The organism is Mucilaginibacter metallidurans (assembly GCF_003286435.2).
GTDB classification, from domain to species: domain Bacteria; phylum Bacteroidota; class Bacteroidia; order Sphingobacteriales; family Sphingobacteriaceae; genus Mucilaginibacter; species Mucilaginibacter gossypii.
Genome location: NZ_CP043449.1, coordinates 4,683,356 through 4,701,602 on the forward strand (window position 1 = coordinate 4,683,356; position 18,247 = coordinate 4,701,602).

General features: G+C 42.8%; 13 protein-coding genes. 7 read left to right on the forward strand and 6 right to left on the reverse strand.

All coding sequences use genetic code 11. The features are described from left to right. Positions 1–19: 19 nt before the first annotated feature. From DIU38_RS19780 to DIU38_RS19805, 6 genes are all read right to left on the reverse strand, one after another. Positions 20–898, reverse strand: a complete 879-nt coding sequence (locus DIU38_RS19780; protein ID WP_112652670.1) for a LamG-like jellyroll fold domain-containing protein — start codon at positions 896–898, stop codon at positions 20–22. 20 nt (positions 899–918) lie between these two features. After that, positions 919–2,403, reverse strand: a complete 1,485-nt coding sequence (locus tag DIU38_RS19785) for a RagB/SusD family nutrient uptake outer membrane protein (protein ID WP_112652671.1) — start codon at positions 2,401–2,403, stop codon at positions 919–921. An 11-nt stretch (positions 2,404–2,414) separates the two neighbouring features. Next, complete coding sequence (locus tag DIU38_RS19790) at positions 2,415–5,441, reverse strand: SusC/RagA family TonB-linked outer membrane protein (RefSeq protein WP_112652672.1); 3,027 nt, start codon at positions 5,439–5,441, stop codon at positions 2,415–2,417. Positions 5,442–5,702: 261 nt separating this feature from the next. After that, on the reverse strand, positions 5,703–8,597 hold the full coding sequence (locus DIU38_RS19795) for a triple tyrosine motif-containing protein (protein ID WP_112652673.1): 2,895 nt from the start codon (positions 8,595–8,597) through the stop codon (positions 5,703–5,705). A gap of 102 nt (positions 8,598–8,699) precedes the next feature. Further along, the gene (gene trhO / locus DIU38_RS19800; RefSeq protein WP_112652674.1) at positions 8,700–9,656 is read right to left on the reverse strand and encodes an oxygen-dependent tRNA uridine(34) hydroxylase TrhO; all 957 of its coding nucleotides are present in this window, start codon (positions 9,654–9,656) and stop codon (positions 8,700–8,702) included. A 144-nt stretch (positions 9,657–9,800) separates the two neighbouring features. Then, positions 9,801–12,281 (reverse strand): DUF5686 and carboxypeptidase regulatory-like domain-containing protein, encoded by a 2,481-nt coding sequence (locus tag DIU38_RS19805; protein ID WP_112652675.1) that lies wholly within the window; start codon positions 12,279–12,281, stop codon positions 9,801–9,803. Positions 12,282–12,410: 129 nt separating this feature from the next. On the opposite strand from DIU38_RS19805, the gene kbl reads away from it, so the two are divergent. The 7 genes from kbl to creD all read left to right on the forward strand — a co-directional run bounded on the left by kbl (position 12,411) and on the right by creD (position 18,041). Continuing rightward, positions 12,411–13,601, forward strand: coding sequence for a glycine C-acetyltransferase (gene kbl / locus DIU38_RS19810; RefSeq protein WP_112652676.1), 1,191 nt, complete (start codon positions 12,411–12,413; stop codon positions 13,599–13,601). A 41-nt stretch (positions 13,602–13,642) separates the two neighbouring features. After that, positions 13,643–13,924, forward strand: a complete 282-nt coding sequence (locus tag DIU38_RS19815) for a DUF6364 family protein (protein ID WP_112652677.1) — start codon at positions 13,643–13,645, stop codon at positions 13,922–13,924. Continuing rightward, a complete protein-coding gene (locus DIU38_RS19820; protein WP_112652678.1) occupies positions 13,914–14,330 on the forward strand; it encodes a type II toxin-antitoxin system VapC family toxin in 417 nt (138 codons plus the stop codon). Before DIU38_RS19815 ends, DIU38_RS19820 begins: the two co-directional genes overlap by 11 nt. Next, positions 14,330–15,364: a phenylalanine--tRNA ligase subunit alpha gene (gene pheS / locus DIU38_RS19825; RefSeq protein ID WP_208057760.1), complete on the forward strand. Its 1,035-nt coding sequence runs from the start codon at positions 14,330–14,332 to the stop codon at positions 15,362–15,364. The genes DIU38_RS19820 and pheS overlap by 1 nt, the downstream gene beginning before the upstream one ends. Further along, the gene (locus DIU38_RS19830; RefSeq protein WP_091172165.1) at positions 15,361–15,774 is read left to right on the forward strand and encodes a Rieske (2Fe-2S) protein; all 414 of its coding nucleotides are present in this window, start codon (positions 15,361–15,363) and stop codon (positions 15,772–15,774) included. The genes pheS and DIU38_RS19830 overlap by 4 nt, the downstream gene beginning before the upstream one ends. Next, complete coding sequence (locus tag DIU38_RS19835) at positions 15,774–16,355, forward strand: TetR/AcrR family transcriptional regulator (protein ID WP_112652680.1); 582 nt, start codon at positions 15,774–15,776, stop codon at positions 16,353–16,355. Before DIU38_RS19830 ends, DIU38_RS19835 begins: the two co-directional genes overlap by 1 nt. Positions 16,356–16,706: 351 nt before the next feature. Beyond that, a complete protein-coding gene (creD, locus tag DIU38_RS19840) occupies positions 16,707–18,041 on the forward strand; it encodes a cell envelope integrity protein CreD (RefSeq protein WP_112652681.1) in 1,335 nt (444 codons plus the stop codon). Positions 18,042–18,247: the final 206 nt, after the last annotated feature.

Here is an 18,247-nt window from a genome sequence, read left to right on the forward strand (position 1 = left end):
CAAATCAATCAACTGTGTGTTATCTTCCGGCAGCTTCGAGGTTGTACAGGGCCGAAACCTGCGATGCTGTAAGCGCTTTATTATAAAACCTGATATTATCTAAAGTACCTGTAACATAGCCTGCCCAACCCTGCGCACCTGTATTTGCGGTAAGCGAAGGCGTGGTTTGAAACTGTAAAGTACCGAATACCATTTTCGCAGCCTTGCTCCAATCCATCGGTGCAAAACCGGTAACTGTGTTTTTACCAGCCTGCGCGCCGTTGTAATAAACATAAATGGTTGAGCTTGCCGCATCAAACGAAACGGTTACGTTGATCCATTTATTCCATGGATCATCTACGCTGTAGCCACCCTCCCAGCCATCAACACCGGCCGAGCTGCCTGCTACGTTAAAGGCATGCACCTTAAGTACACCTTTTGATGCCGAGCCGCCATTATCGAAAAATATGGCGAGGCTGCCCCAAAAACCGGCACCGCCGGGCTGATCATTTTGAATATCCATTAAACCTATGGCGGCGTTGTTCTGAGGCATATTCACCCAGATACTGGCAGTAAAACTTTTCAACGCTTTAATGCCGGCAGGGGTATCATAAAGCGCGTAAGCGCTGGCTGCTCCTTTTAAGCCGTTACCGTTTAAACCTTTGGCAAAACTGGTTCCGGTGGCAACACCGGTACCACCTGCAATGCTATCGGCCAGGTTGGTTGTGAATGGGTAATATGCCACAAGGCTGGCCGGCTCGATATCTTTACTGCTGCTGTAACCGCCATAAGTTGGCAACGGTTTTGACGGCGCGTACGATTTAGCGTCAAAGCTTTTTTGGCACGATGTAATCCCGGCACACGCTACAGCACCGGCCAGCAGAATTGCTTTTATTTTATTGTTAAGTAGTAATTTCATTGTTGCTGAATTTTTGATGATCAATAACCCGGATTTTGTGTTAAGGTGCCGCCACTAATGTCAATTTCATTTTGCGGCACAGGCCATACCTCATTTTTGCCAGCCTTCCAGCCTCGTGAACCAAATACGGCAGCGCCTCGTCCCTGGCGGATCACGTCAAAATAGCGGTCAAACTCCATAGCAAATTCAACACGGCGCTCTTTGTAAATAGCGGCGCGTAAATCGGCCTGTCCTGTAACTGTTACCTTAGGCAATATAGCCGCGTTGCCAGCCCTTGCGCGGGCGCGAACCAACTCAAGCGATGCTAAGGCAGGTGCTGAGTTACCTAACTCATTATTGGCTTCGGCATTCATCAGCAACACATCAGCATAGCGCAAAACAATTTTATTTTGCTGACAGCCTTCGTTAAAACCAGATACATACAGGCTAAATGGCACGTACGATTTCTGATTGTACATCGGGTTATCGCCATCGGCCGGGATCTTATCACCTTCGGGCGTAGTTTCACCGCGGAAGATGATGGTAGCATCACGGCGTGGATCGCCTGTTTCATAGGCAGCCGCCAGATCGGCAGTTGGTACATTAAAGCCCCAGCCGCCGCCTGTTGAGCCACGTACGCCTTGTACCTGCGAATACTGTGAATTAGAAGCATCCGGGTTATTAGGTACCAGCATGCACTGTACCTCGAAAATAGATTCCTGATTATTCTTGTGCGTAGTACGGAACAACTGCTCATAATCAGGATACAGCGAGTAACCCAATCCCATTACCTGGGTAGTATAGGTAACCACATCGGTCCATTTTTTTTGATACAGGGCTGCTTTTGCATGTAAAGCAAGCGCGGCGCCTTTGGTGGCATGTCCTATATCGGCCGAAGCGTATGATTGCGGTAAAACCGCCGCCGCATCATTCAAATCGCTTTCAATAGCTGCCCAAACCTGCGCCTTTGCAGTACGTGGAAGGTTGTAATCAGAAGCATTTTTGGGTAACGATAAACGCAGTGGCACATCACCGAAAGCGCGTACCAGCCTGAAATAAGCATAAGCGCGGATAAATTTGGCTTCGGCAAGGTATCTTGCTTTCAGGCCCTGATCCATAGTTATGCCGGGCACGTTGCCCAGTATTTGGTTGGCGAAGTTGATGGTTTGATACTGACCTGCCCAAAAATCGGAAACCTGGCCTTCGCCCGCTGTAACCGTAAAATTGTGAAAGTTGTTCATAAAGGTAGCATCGGTAGGGCTGCTGCCTTTTTCTGCATCGTCCGATCCCATGCTTTCAACAGCTATCGGGGCAAAGGCGATGTTTTTCCACTCGCGCAGGTTTGCGTACATGGCATTTACGGCCTTGGTAGCATCATCCTGCGTTTTCCAAAACTGTGTGGCAGATTGATTACCCGCCGGAGCCACATTTAAGAAGCTTTTTTTACAAGCCTGAAATGATATTGCGGATGCAACGAGGCCTAAAATAACAGCCTTTTGCAATAAAGTTTTTTTACTGTTTTTCATCTTTATATTGATTAAAAAGTAACGTTAACACCAAAATTGTAGGTTGCGTATAATGGATATACATTAGCATCGATACCCATATTGCCTATAGAGCCGCCAACTTCGGGGCTGAAGCCTTTGTAGCCGAAAAAGTTAAGGGCGTTTTGAGCGTTGGCAAACAGCCTGACTTTTTGAATTTTCCATTTGCTTAAGATGCTGCCCGACAAGGTATAACCCAACTGCGCATTTCTGAGCCTGAAGTACGCACCGCTTTCTACATAAAATGAGTTAGGTTTTGCATTGTCTGTCGAGCCCACGTTTACTGATGGATAGGTATTTGAAGTACCCGGGCCATGCCAGCGATGATCAAAAAAATCTTTGGTGAAGTTTTCGTTACCAAAACGGTAAGCAATATTGGCGTTATAAACACTTACATCTGCAGTACCCTGAAAATCCAGAGCCAGGTCAAAGTTTCGGTAAGTGAACGAGGTATTGATACCGTAGTTATATTTTGGCAGCGGGCTACCTAAAACTACGCGGTCTTTGCTATCAATCACACCATCATTATTGGTGTCCTGGTATTTAAAGTCGCCAGGTTTGGCGCTGGTTTGTTTTGATGCCGCAACTTCCTGTGGCGTTTGGAAAATACCGGTTACCTGGTAACCATAAAACTCGCCGATGGGCTGACCAACCACAGTACGGGTAGCCAACTGACCATTGGCAATGCCATTACCGCCCTGGTAAATAGGAATATTCCCTGATAATACATTTAACACTTTATTGGTGTTAATGCCAAGGTTAGCGCTGATGCTGTAATAAAAATCCTTGGTAGCCTGGTCTTTCCAGCTTAATAAGAACTCGACGCCGCGGTTTTGGATGGTAGCCTGGTTGCCAAGCACTACGCCGCCATTTGTACCCAACGATCCAAGTATTGGAAGAGGATAGATGGCATCTTTGGTTTTACGATCATAATAATCGGCCTCAAACGATAATTTGCTATTAAGAATAGCACCCTCTATACCAAAATCGGTCGATTGGGTTTTTTCCCAAAATATAGTTGGCGGTACTACTGTGTTAACGCTTGCACCAGGGAACGTTGTTTGAGGTGTGCCAAATATCGCTGTTAAATAAGGATCGGCAGATACGGTTAGGATGCTCGGGTTAATAGGTACACCTGAGTTACCCACTTTACCCCAGCTGGCACGTAGTTTTAAAGTGTTAAACACCTTCTGATCTTTCATAAAATCCTCGTTGGTGATAACCCAGCCACCGCCTACCGACGGAAAGTACCCGTAGGTATGGTCGCCGTAAAACTGCGATGCACCATCGCGGCGTATAGAGGCGTTTAAGAGGTATTTATCTTTAAACGAATAGTTAACACGCGCAAATTGCGACAAAGCGCGGGTATATACCTGCGAGCCCGGAGTAGCGTAATAAGTTACCTTAGCCGTATCAGGGAACGAACCGCGCTGGCTGCCGCTACTAACGTAAGGTACATTTTGCGCATGCGCATCTAACTGTTTGGTACGATAATTTTGCGCGCTGTAACCTAATAAAGCGGTTATTTTATGATCCTTGATTTTCACATCGTAGGTAAGTGTGTTTTCCCAGATCCAGTTACGGGTTTCGCTGTGGTTAACGTCCAGGTTTGATACAAGGCTTTTTTGTGCAAATGTGGCGGCATAAACCGGAGTGTATCCTCTAACTTCGGCCTGACCTATATCGCCGCCAAAGCTTGTTTTAAATTTAAAGTTTTTGAGAAAAGATACTTCACCATACCCATTGTAAGTAAAGCGCATGTTTCTTGATTTCTGATTGAAAAAATCAAGTGTAGCCTGCGGGTTATAGTTATTACCATCACCTGTATGGTAATCGTTAGGATCGCCATAAGCACCATCTTTATAATAAACAGGTAAGGTTGGGGCCACACCAAACAACTGATGGAAAATTCCACCGTTTACATCGGCCGATTTCCCGGATAAACCACTTAACGTATATCCTAATTTAAGCCCTTTTACAGGTTTAAAATCGTTTGATAAGTGAAGTGTGTAACGCCTGTAATTGTTTGTTTTAGCCAAACCATCCTGGTCAAGGTAACCGAATGAAAGGTGGTATGTTACCTTTTCGGTGCCGCCGCTTACTGAAAGTTCATGATTTGTTACAAAAGCATTGCGTAAGATTTGCCCATACCAATCAGTACCTTTTCCGTAGCTTGCCGGATCGCTGAATAATACCGGGCTTACGTTATTAGAAGTATAAAGCTCATTAATAGCCGTTGCGTACTCGGTAGCATTAGCCATTTTTACCTGGTTGGTAACCGACTGCCAGCCTGCATAACCGTTATAATTGATAACAGGTTTGCCTTTGGCCCCGCGCTTGGTTGTAACCAGTACAACACCATTGGCTGCACGGATACCATAAATAGCAGTACTTGAGGCATCTTTTAAAATAGAGATATTTTCGATATCCTGCGGGTTAAGAAAACTGATATCATCATACCAAACCCCGTCAACCACAAACAATGGGCTTACATTACCAAATACAGTACCTAAACCGCGGATACTTACCGCAGGTGAAGCGCCCGGAGAACCGCTGTTGGTGATCTGCACACCGGCAACCTTACCCTGTAAACCACTTATTGGGTTTACCGAAGCCTGTTTTGAAATTTCGGTACCTTTTACCGATGCTACCGAACCGGTAACATCAAGCTTACGCTGGGTGCCGTAACCAACCACAACAACCTGTGCCAATTCGTTTGCTTGTGCCTGCAGCGTTACATTCAATGTGGTTTGTTCGTTTACCGGTACAGACTTGGTTGCATAACCGATATAGGTAATGGTTAAGATTCCATTTTTTGATGCCTTAATTGAGTAAAGGCCGTTAACATCTGTTTGGGTGCCGTTAGTTGTTCCTTTTTCTTGTACCGATACGCCTATCAAGGCTTCGCCGGTAGCAGCGTCGGTTATTTTTCCTTTTACTGTAACGTTTTGTGCAAACGCAGCGTCAAAAGAAAAAAGAAGCAATAACATCAACCCTGAAATAGTAAAAATTCTTTTCATAGTGGTTAATTAAATAAAAAGCGGATTAGAAATAATTGGTTTATTATTCTACAAAGCTGAACAGATAATGTTTTTTTAACAAATATTGATACTCAACATTAATACATCATCATAAAAATACTTTCTCAAAAGCTATTTTACTATTTTATAATATACTGATAATTAAATACATGCATACGCAAAGTATATACCGTACATACTACACAACCGGCTACACCGGATTGATGTATTAATGACACCATGAGAGGTAATGATGTAGTGTTAAAGCTCGATGAGAAACTCGGTGAGATTCTTATCATGCTCCAAATTGAGCTTTTTACGCAGCCTGTATCGCCTAATTTCAACACCGCGTAATGAAATATTAAGCAATGAAGCCATCTCCTTACTGCTCATGTTCATGCGCAGGTACGCGCATAGCTTAAGGTCATTTGGCACCAGGTCGGGGTGACCGGCTTTTAATTTTTTAAAGAAATTTTCGTGCGCTTCGTTAAAACTGGTTTCAAAAATGTTCCAGTCACGCTCATCGCTCATACCTTCATCAATCACTTTCTGGATGCGGCGCAATTGTTCGTCGGCAAGTTTCTTACCATCGCCCCCTTTCAGGTGGGTTAACTCGTCGCTTATTTTTTGCAGCAGTTCATTTTTGTAAACTATGTTCATGGCCGAATTCGCCAGTTCACGGCTTTTGCTGGCGAGGTCGGCTTGCAGCTGTTCATTTTTTATGTTGATGATATGCTGTTCATTAGCTATAGCCTCCTGCTTCAAAAATTCTTCCTTCTCTTTCTGCAGCTTTTGTTGGATCTGCTGCTGATGTTTTTTCAATTTAAGCCCGTAGTAATACCTGATCACATAAAATAGCAATACAGCCAGCAATACATAAAACACCAGCGCTATTTTGCCGGCATACCATGGCGGCAATACCGTAAAAGTTATTGTTGAAACGGCAGATTGGTACTGATCATTGATCTTAGCCCTCACCTTAAAATTATAGGTACCCTGGTTAAGATTGGTAAACTCCTTTTGGCTTTGCGGCATCCACTCACTCCATTGATGCGAATAGCCTTCCAGATAATACTGAAACCTTATTTTGGCTTGCGTATAATAGGGCAAAGAATAACTTATGCGAATGTTGTTTTCGGCGTAAGGTATTTCAATGTTATTGCTCTGTTCTGCTGCTTCAGTTATCAACGATACCTTATCGGTAACATTCTCTATCCTCCTGATCAAAACATCAGGTATTTTGATCCTATTGGGCAGTTGAGCATCTGCATCGTTTAATATCACAAACCCGTCATCAACACTTATCAAATAGGTTGAGTTGTTGATACGGTTAATAGTTTCATAATGCTGTACCATCTGTCCGTTCAGGATTGAAAACCTGTTGGTATCGATGGTTAGCTTCCCGGTAACAGACATATCGGCCAAACCTACCCTGCCCTGGTTAATAAACCAGTATTTTTTGCCTATGGCCTTAATGATCTTACTTGAGGTGGCAAATGTGCCCAGTTTGCTATTAAGTTGCTGATATTTATAAAACCTGTCGGTAATATCATCATACACATAAAAACCCAAATCTGACGAGAAAACCGTGCGGTTATCGAGATCAAATACATTAATGTTGTAACTACCCGGCAAACCCTGTTTTTGGTCGTAATAAACGTGAGATACCACAGTGCGCTGATCGGCGCTTAAAGTGAGTTTATAAATACCCTTATAAGCGTGGCTTACCCAAATTTGACCTTTGGCATCACGTTCAACATAGCGTGAAGGTTCACTGAAACCCGCTAATTTATGGCTGAATTGCCAATTGCCCGCGGCATCTTTCCGGTAGATCACCAGGCCGGTATAAGTACCCTGCATGAGCATATCGGGGGCCATTTTCTTAATGGTCCAACCGCCTGTTACATCCGAGATCTTTTTTAACGAAGCTCCGTTTACCTGGTAGGTTCCGTCGTTATGGCCGCAAAGCAACCTATTATCCTGTAACGACAAATCCCACACCTGCCCCTGCGAACCGGGGATCAGTTTAAAGTCGAATGTTTGAAAGGGGCTGTTATGATTATCGGGCAGCCAATCGCTGTAAAATAGCCCCTGGTTAGTGCCGAGATAGATCTTTTTATCAAAAATGATACTTGAATAAACCGTACCGAATTTCCCGGTTTTATCGAAATAAAAATACAAAGGCGAGTTAACCTCAATTCTATCGATACCATTATCCAGTCCGGCCCAAAGGTTTTGGCTGGCATCAGTATAAAGGCTTAACACCGTATTGTTTTGCATACCGCTGGCTTTATTGATATGCTGCACTACACGACCGGCAGTATCAACGATCACAATACCATTAAGAATGGTACCATAGGCGAAATACTTATCGGCGATGGCCGCGCCATTATTCAACTGGTAGGTTTTTAAAAAATCATTTGCCTGGCTCACCCATGGCTTAACTGTTTTACCATCGTAGATAAATAAACCATTTTTTGCCGTACCAATGAGATATTTCCCCTGTTGAAATGGCAAAATAGATAACACACCACTTGCACCTAAAATATTGCTGCCTTCAATATATTCAAGCCTTGAACCTTTAAGCTCAAAAAGCCCTTTTGTTAATTGCTCTGCAAAATAGCGGCTGCCACATTTAAAAAGGAACAAATACGGCTCATGTGTTTTTACCACTTCAATTTTACCAGCCGAATAAATATAGATAGCACCAAATGATTGGAAAAGCACCCTGTTGTTATCGCAATATATTTTCCAGATCTCTTCGGTTACCGGTAAAAAGTTTTTCGGTACCAAGCTAATCAGCGAGGTGTATTTTAAAATGCCCTTACCATCGTTATGCCAATAGCCAAATTCACCATATCCGCCGGCATACACCCTGCCCTTGCCATCAGCACTAACTGAGCGTACAATTAAGCCATTGGGCATGTGGTACTGCTGCCAGTATTTACCATCAAAGGTGAGCAGGCCTTCGGCATTACCAAAGTACATGATATCGTGCTCATCGCGCGTTACCGACCAGTTTTGGTTACCAAACTGGTAAAGGGCCTTTGTATAATTTTGCACATACGGAACACCTACGCTCTTAATATCTACCGACCACGCGGGCCAAACCGATATAAAAGCAAGAACGATAATAATACACAAGGTTTTACGCATAGGATGTAGCGGCTCAATTTGCTAAAGTAGTGTTTGTACCCGACAAAATAAAAAAGCCTACCCTTGAGGGTAAGCCTTATATAATTAATTGTGCCACAGCTGTTATGCTATTGGCTGCAGTTTGTTTTTACTCACATTTACCGGTTGAGGTACTTTTACATAATACCCGGTACCATCATAAACCCGTTTACGCGGATGCTCTTTACAAGCATCGCTGCAGCAGCCGTCCATAGCGGTTCCGCATTCATCGCACTGGGTAAAATGTTCGTTGCACTCGGGGTTGGCGCAATTGATCATTTTTGGTGTGGTTTTGCCGCAATTTAAACAGGTTGAAATAACAACCGGGTTAACGCTGTTCACATCAACCGAAAGGCGGTTATCAAACACATAGCATTTGCCTTCAAAATCCTCGCCGCCCGCTTCTTTACCATATTTAATAATGCCGCCATGCAACTGGTACACTTCGGGGAAACCTTCGTGCAACAACAAGGCCGATGCCTTTTCGCATTTGATGCCACCGGTGCAATAAGTCAGGATCTTTTTATCCTTATATTGCGCCAACTCATTGATCATTGCCGGAAAATCACGGAAGTTTTCAATATCAAGGGTTACCGCGTTTTTGAATTTGCCTAATGAGTGTTCATAGTTTGAGCGCACATCCAAAACAACAACATCGTCCCTGTCTTTCATAGCCAAAAACTCTTTTGGCTCCAGGTGTTTGCCGGTTTTTTGTTTCGGGTCGATAACGTTAGGGTCACGCAGTCCAGAGTGTACGATCTCTGATTTATAACGCACGTGCATTTTTACAAAGGAAGGCGTATCTACTTCATCAATTTTAAAGTCGATACCGGCAAAACGCTCGTCGGCGTGTACGGTATCCATATAGGTTTTACATGCCTCAACGGTACCAGAAACAGTACCGTTAAGCCCTTCATCGGCCACAATAATGCGCCCGGTTAAACCTAAGCTTTTACAAAATTTTAAATGATCGGCAGCAAATTGCTCCGCATTAGCTATTGTCGAATAACAATAGTATAGTAGGGTATTGTACATTTTCATAAAATCATTGATACTGCTGCAAACAGTGTTAAATGAGCGACGCAAAGATACGAAATTGAGCTCAAAGCTCAAAGCAAAAGGCTTAAAGCTAAAAAAACCGAGCGCTTCTAAAAAGCTTTTTGCTTTCAGCTTTCGGCTTTAAGCTTACCTTATCCCGTAAAAGATCCTGAAGCCCTGGATGTATTTTTTATCGCCGGCGTAGGAGATACCGTAGTCAACACGGAAAATTAGGCGCTGTACACCTACGTAAAACTCGCGGTAATTGCGGTTATTTTTTGTGGTGAGGTAGTTGGCACCGATAATTTCTTCAAGCTTCCACTTTCTTAACAACGGGATATGATTAAATAGTGAACCTGCAAAATTATGTTGGTAATGCGCCTCTAAAAACGCACCGTTGGTACTATAGGTATAAAAAGGCAGGAAGTGGAAACTACCTACATAGGTAGGATCAAAAGTGGTACCCTGGTTACCTAAAAAGTGGTTATAATCCATGTAGTACAGGTTGTTGTTATTGAAAAAGCCTCCGCCCGATACTTTAAATGATGAATAGCCCGAAAGGCCTACGCGGATATGGTCCTGCGAGAGATCGACAGAAGCAAAATCGTAATCTACATCCGAGCCGATGATATTTTTAAACCCTTTACGGTAGTTTACCGTTAAGGTTGGATATTTTGAAGGCAGATTAAACTTGCCGGTGGGGCGGGTTTCATACCGCTGATCAAAAGTAAAAGTAGCCGATGCGTTAAATACCAGCGCCTGGTTATCCGGAAACAAAAAGGAATGATCATCTGCCGGAGTACCCGGAGGGGCTAATGGATTATTTGATGTAAACTGGCGATCTTTAATATCCTTTATCTTGCTAAAAGACGTATTGTAAAGCTGCGAGCGACTTGAATACGACAAACCTCCTTTTAAAAACACGCCATTTAACACTTCGCGCTGATAGCCGAAATCGCCATAATGGCTTCGGTAATATTTAACATAGTTATTTTCGCTCAGAAGCGTACTCAGCGTGTTGAAATATAAGGAACGCGTGCCTACATTGTTAAGATCAAGCACATCGCTGCCAAAATCAGCATAAAACTTAGCGTTATGGAAAGGATCGTTCTTATACTCAAAACCCATGTTGGCGCTGAAGATTTTGTTAGAGAAACCATAACGCAAGGCGGGTGTAATTGTCAATGAATGAAAATCATCAATGGTACGGATATAGCTTACCTTTGCGTTAATACCAAAACCCTCAACCGTGTTGTAATAAAAGGTTTGTATGAACGGGAAGATGTATAATGAATCCCTGTTGCTTTTATTGCTGGCGGCATAACCAAAAATCAGGTAGCCAGGATAGTTGATATGATTTTTATGATGCTGAAGCGAATCCAGATAAGTATCCGTCTTTTTATATTCTTCAAAGGCATCCTTTTTTTTGTAATCACGATCCTCAAAAGCGGTTAAAGGTATGGGCCTTGCATCGGCCCAGTAGCCCGGTTTTTTTATATTAGCTACCGTATCAATTTTCAGTATCTCACCGGTAAAAAAATTATCAGGAAATGTCGGGTTGATTTTGTAGTTATTATAAACAGCGGCGTAATATCCGCCAAATTTAAATCCGAAAACGGCCCCTTTAAAACTGTATTGGGTTGATGCAGGCATCCATACGCTATCGGTTATGGCTACGTATTGCTGCCTGATCTTTAATGTATCAACCAGGTTGAGGTTACTTGTTTTATTTTCAATAAACAGGTCAACGCTATAAATACGCCAGTCGCCGTCAACAATATAAATATCGCCCTGAAAATACTGACCATGCCCGCGTTTCGGAATCACCTGGATTTTGTGGATGGTATGGCCATTTTCAACAGAAGTTCCCAGCAATTTGTAATTATAAAACCTGGGACCATATGAAGCAACCGGAGAAACAAAGCCACGGGTAGCTAACCCGTTTATAGTAAATACATTCTGGTAAAAATTAGCCTGTAGATCAGATGCCTTTTTGTAGCCAAATGCTGTATTCTGGCCAGCCATCCGGTTGGCAATGGTAATCTCCCGTACCTTGTTGGGCTTTTGAAAATTATATTCAGATAGTGACTCGGATTGATAAAGGATTCCCCGGCCATTGGTATCCAGGTCGAGGGTTTTTCTTACCTCCTGCCCCAACAATGATTTAGGTACGCTCAGTAATTTTTGCACTCCTTTGATGTAAACCGCGCAGGAGTACGAAGTAGCTTCCTCAATATAGTACTTACGTTTTTTTAGCACCTGCTTCATGATGGTATCGGCAGCATCCCGGTTTTTACGATAGGTTTCGGCTACCCTGTTGGTGGCAAATACTTCATCGGCCATTTGTACATTATGCTCCTGGTCATGATCAGCTATGGTAACCTCTTCAATCTTTTCAGTATAACCAACATAGCGATATATGACGTTATAGGTACCGGGGGCAAGTTTAAACTGGTAAATTCCGTTTTCGTTGGCCGTTGTACCATAGGTGGAATTGCGGATATAAATAGAAACAAATGGAATAACCTGCCCGTTTTTATCGGTTATCTTCCCTGTTAAAAGGGATTGCTGTGCGGAGGCGGTTATTACACTGAAAGCCGTGATTAATAGTAGTATATATTTTCTCATATGTTACTTATGTGTAATGCATTAGGGCTTAAAAATGTTTTATTATTCACTTAATAATTATTTAAGGTTTAATAAACCCTATCAAATGCCCGCGAATGCTTAATTTTGCCCTCTTTAAACACGCATGCTATGTACAACACACTAAAGCCGGTTTTACAACAGGAGTTAACCGAAATTGAAAACGCCGGGTTATACAAAAAGGAACGGATCATTACTTCGCCCCAGGGCGCCGATATTACTGTTCAGGGCGGTGCCGAAGTAATTAACTTTTGCGCCAATAACTACCTCGGCCTATCGGGTAATGCCAAAGTAGTACAGGCCGCCAAAGATGCCATGGATACGCATGGTTACGGTTTATCGTCTGTACGGTTTATATGTGGTACACAGGACATACACAAAGAGCTTGAAAAAAAGATAGCTGAATTTTTGGGCACTGAAGATACCATACTTTACGCTGCGGCTTTTGATGCCAACGGCGGCGTGTTTGAACCTTTATTTAACGATCAGGACGCTATCATATCTGACGAACTGAACCATGCTTCGATCATTGACGGCGTGCGCCTTTGCAAGGCCCAACGCTACCGTTACAAGCACGATGATATGGCCGACCTGGAAGAAAAATTAAAAGCAACACAGGAGTTACGCCACCGCATCATCGTAACCGACGGTGCTTTCAGCATGGACGGCACCATTGCCCAGTTAGATAAAATCTGCGACCTGGCCGATAAATACAACGCGCTGGTAATGATAGATGAGAGCCATTGTTCGGGCTTTATGGGCAAAAATGGTCGTGGTACGCATGAACATCATAATGTGATGGGCAGGATTGATATCATCACCGGTACATTAGGTAAAGCTTTGGGTGGCGCATCGGGTGGTTTTACATCTGGTCGTAAAGAAATTATTGATATGCTACGTCAACGCTCGCGTCCGTATTTGTTCTCTAATACTTTGGCACCAGCAATTACCGGCGCTTCAATTGCGGTACTGGATATGCTAAGCGAAACCACAGAGCTTCGCGATAAACTGGAAAGCAATACGCAATACTTCCGTCAAAAAATGACCGAAGCTGGTTTTGACATTAAACCCGGCGTGCATCCTATAGTCCCGGTTATGTTATATGATGCCAAGCTGGCCCAGGAATTTGCAGCCAAAATGCTTGACGAAGGTATTTATGTAATAGGCTTTTACTATCCGGTTGTACCGCAGGGTAAAGCAAGGATCAGGGTACAGATCTCGGCAGCGCATGATATGCACCACCTTGATAAAGCTATCGCAGCGTTTACTAAGGTTGGGAAGCAACTGGGAGTGCTTAAATAACACGCGTAGTTTTTTTATATTTGTAGATATAATTCCTTTTTATGGAAAGTACAAAGTTAACTTTGAGTGTCAAGGCCGATTCGCTATCTCTTGTTAAGGAGTATGCCAAACGGCAGCACACCAGTGTATCCAAACTGGTGCAGGAATTTCTTGATGGCATAGCAGAGCAGGAAAAAAAGGACGATCCGATAAAAGAGAAGTATAAAAATGTGGAAATACCTGAATGGATAACACAACTTACAGGTATAGTGAAAGATCCTAATCCGGATATGAGCTACGACGATATGAAACAGGAATACTTCAAAGAGAAATATGGCTTATAAACGCCTCTTTCTGGATAGCGATGTTTTACTGGACATGTTTTTGAAAAGGGAACCTTTTTTCTTTCACACTCAGATACTGCTAATTGAGTGCATAAAAAGAAATATCGAATTGCGAACCTCCTCATTGGTAATAGCAAACATAGTTTACGTGTTGAGGAAACAGGCTGGGATATTGAAAGCCAAGGAGAATTTAAAGAATCTGTTTAATTCTGCAAAAGTGTTGCCTTTCGAATTCGATGCAATAGAAACAGCAATATTAAGTGATATCACAGATTTTGAAGATGCCATCCAATTTCACATTGCCCAAAAACATAATTGCGATGCCATCATCACCCGAAATATAAAAGACTATAAAAATTCAACAATACCGGTTTTAACAGCCGAACAATTTTTAAATACATTATAATGCAAGCTCAGATAGACCAATATACCGCCGAGATCAATGCTTTTTCGCCAGCCAATGCCGACGAACTGGAAGCGTTCCGTATTAAATTTTTAGGCACCAAGGGTATTATTAAAGACCTTTTTGAGCAGTTTAAAAGCGTTAGTCCGGAAGAGAAACGCACCTTTGGCAAGGTACTTAACGAGTTTAAGCAACTGACCGAGGCTAAGTATAACGAACTAAAAGAAAACATTGTTACAGGCACTCAAAGCAAAGGCAATGACCTTGACCTTACTTTACCCGGTGATGGCTTTACTGTTGGCTCACGCCATCCGCTGTCGTTGGTTCGTAACGAGATCATCGATATTTTTAAGCGCTTAGGTTTCGTTGTTGCCGAAGGACCGGAAATTGAAGACGACTGGCATAATTTCTCGGCCCTGAACTTTCCCGAAGAGCACCCTGCACGTGATATGCAGGATACCTTCTTTATTAAAAAGAATAATGGTAAAGATGATATTGCGCTGCGTACCCATACATCATCGGTACAAGTACGGATGATGGAAGCAGGCAAACCACCATTCCGTGCAATTATGCCGGGCAGGGTTTATCGTAATGAGGCTATTTCAGCCCGTGCACATTGCTTTTTCCACCAGGTTGAAGGTTTATATGTTGATGAGAATGTATCTTTTTCCGATCTGAAACAAACCCTTTACCACTTTGTACAGGAGCTTTATGGCGAAGGTACAAGGGTACGTTTCCGTCCGTCATACTTCCCGTTCACCGAGCCATCAGCCGAGATGGATATTTCGTGTACCATTTGCGGTGGTGCCGGTTGTAACATGTGTAAACACAGCGGTTGGGTAGAGATTTTAGGCTGCGGCATGGTTGACCCTAACGTTTTGGAAAACTGCGGTATCGACAGTAAAAAATATACAGGTTTTGCCTTTGGTATGGGTATGGAGCGTATCGCCAACCTAAAATATGTGATCCGCGACCTGCGCCTGTTTTCAGAAAACGATGTACGTTTCCTTAAACAGTTCCAAACTGAAATGTTATGAGGAAACTCACTATAATATTATTGGTAGTTATCGGTTGCTTTTCGTGCGGAAAAGCAACCGATAATGTACCGAGCGTACCTGTTAATTTCCAGGCCGCGTTGGGCACACCGGCATTGAGCCCCCTTAACGTTGCGGGCGGCGCGGTGGCCATTAATGGTTATGGTGTGTCCGGATTGATCATTTACCGTAAAGTGAATGGCACTTATGCCGCCTACGACAGGTGCAGCAGCTATCAGCCCGAAAAAAAATGCGCCGTAACAATTGACAATACAGGCTTTACGGTAACCGATCCCTGCAGCGGTTCAAAGTTTAGCCTTGAAGATGGCACACCGGTAAAAGCCCCGGCAACAAAGGCATTAAGAACCTATAGGGTAGCTGTTACCCAGTTTGAAATTCAAGTAACTAATTAATGGAAGCCGATAAAATAAAAGATAGTATTAAGCGGGCGGCACAGGAACTTTTCCGCAAATTCGGGTACCATAAAACCAGTGTTAATGAAATTGCCAAAAAGGCAAAAATTGCCAAGGCAACCATCTATAAATACTTCGACAGCAAAGAGGCAGTATTACACGTACTGCTGATGGACTACATTAAAGCCAGTGTTGACGACCTGGTACAAGTCAACGCCAACGATATTGATGAAGAGGCCTATCTCAACAACCTCATCATGAAAACCTGCCGCCTCTCCTACACCGTTTGTAACGAGTTTATTGGCTGGGACTTTATCCGAGAATCAACCAATTCCCAGGATTTTTTAAAAAATCTCTCTAATGAGCTGGAAGAATTGCTTATGGCATCGTTTATCCAGCTGCCAGGTATCCGCAAGCACGAAACCTACCAGCAGCGCTTACGCTTCCTGATCAAGTGCAGTAAAAGCATTGTGTTCAGTTTCGCCTTTACCTCGGTAAGCGATTCGGATGTGAGGAAAAATTTTGTTTCTTTTCAGAAAGAGATTTTACCTTATCTGGTTAAGGCTGCGGTTTCGGTGTAAGAATACCTTTCAATTAAAAACTACCTAAAGGAAGACCTACTTATTGCCGTTGATTTTAGTCAACGGATTAAAGAAGTCGACAGCCGGGCTTCAGCCCAAATCCAAGCTGTATTTCGGCTAAAGCCTTCTGTCTTTCGGCAATAATTCCGTCGACTAAAGTCAACGGCAATGAATTTATTTGATAGCTATCTGACCGGCCTTCAAACAGTTTTTAACTATTTGAGTAAAAATCTCCATTATTTACTTTGAAATACAAAGTACTTTATACTATATTTGTCACAGGCTTAACAAAGAGCCCTTTCTTTTTAATTATAAACTTTGAAATACAAAGTACTTCATATTTAAACAATCATGATAGAGGAACAATCACCAAAACAAACAACATTGGGCTGGCTCAGGGAGTCGGCAACATTTAAATTGATCTTTATCGGGCTATTGGCGCTTTTACTCTTAATTCCATCAGCGTTCGTCCAAAACCTGGTAACCGAACGTGCAGTCAGACAGGGTGAAACGGCCAAAGAGGTATCAGAAAGCTGGTCGGCCAGCCAGATCATCAAAGGCCCTATATTGGTTATCCCTTATAAAAAAGGAATAAATATGACCGATACCGCTAAGCAGGCGCCTATAGAAAACCTGTACATTTTGCCCGACAACCTTCACATTAAGGCAGGCCTTACAACACAGCTTAGGCACCGGGGCATTTTTGACGTGGCGGTGTACAATACGCAGGTAAAAGTAAGCGGTAATTTTGCCAGGCTTGATCTCTCCTCACTCGGTATAAATATAAACCAGCTTCTTTTAAACAAAGCCAGGTTTGAATTTAGTGTGAGCGATCTGAAAGGTTTGAAAAGTAACCCAGTTATAAAAACAACTCAACCCATACTTGGCGCCGAACCTTCACTTGAATCCGTATTTGGCAATGGTTTGCAAGCCGGTGTTAATCTTTCAGCAATAAACAATAACGAAATTCCATTTGATTTCACGCTTGATTTGAAAGGCAGTGAAGGATTAAGCTTTTTACAAATGGGTAAAACTACCGATGTGCGGGTAAATGGCAACTGGAGCAGCCCGAGCTTTGATGGCAATTTCCTCCCCGATGATGCTAAAGTTGACACCGGCGGCTTTAGCGCCAGCTGGCGTATGATGTATTACAACCGGCCATTCCCGCAACAGTGGACCGGTCAGCAAAAAACGTTGGATAACGACAAAAAACTGGAAGAGGCCACTTTTGGTGTAAAACTTCGTCTCCCGGTTGACCAGTATCAGAAAACCATGCGTACCAGTAAGTATGCGATATTCATTATCCTGCTCACCTTTATCTCCTTGTTTTTAACCGAGGTTATCCGCAAGCAACCGATACATATGTTCAATTACATACTGATTGGTGCGGCTATGGTTATTTATTATACGTTGCTATTATCGTTTTCAGAGCAGGTTGGCTACAACATGGCTTATCTAATTGCTTCTGTATCAACCATAGCGCTTATATCGGTATTTATATCATCCCTGCTCAAAAACGGGAAGGCGGCGTTACTGTTCGCCTTTATTTTGGCTGTCTTTTATACCTTCATCTTTGTGATCATTCAACTGGAAGATCTTGCCTTAATGGTTGGCAGTATCGCGCTGTTTATCATTATAGCTGTATTGATGTACTTTTCGCGCAAGATAAACTGGGATAAAAATTAGTTATTGTATGCGTTAATCAGCAAAGGTTTCGGAAATCTTTGCTGATTATTAATTAAACTTTATACCGATTTGGTTTTTAGTTTAAAATTTACTATGTTAGCATAGTAAATTTTTTGTTTTATGAGCCGCGAACTAACAGAGCTTTCCGACCTGATTGATGAGCAATTTGAGATAGAAGATATCGATACCACTGATATGGTTAAATA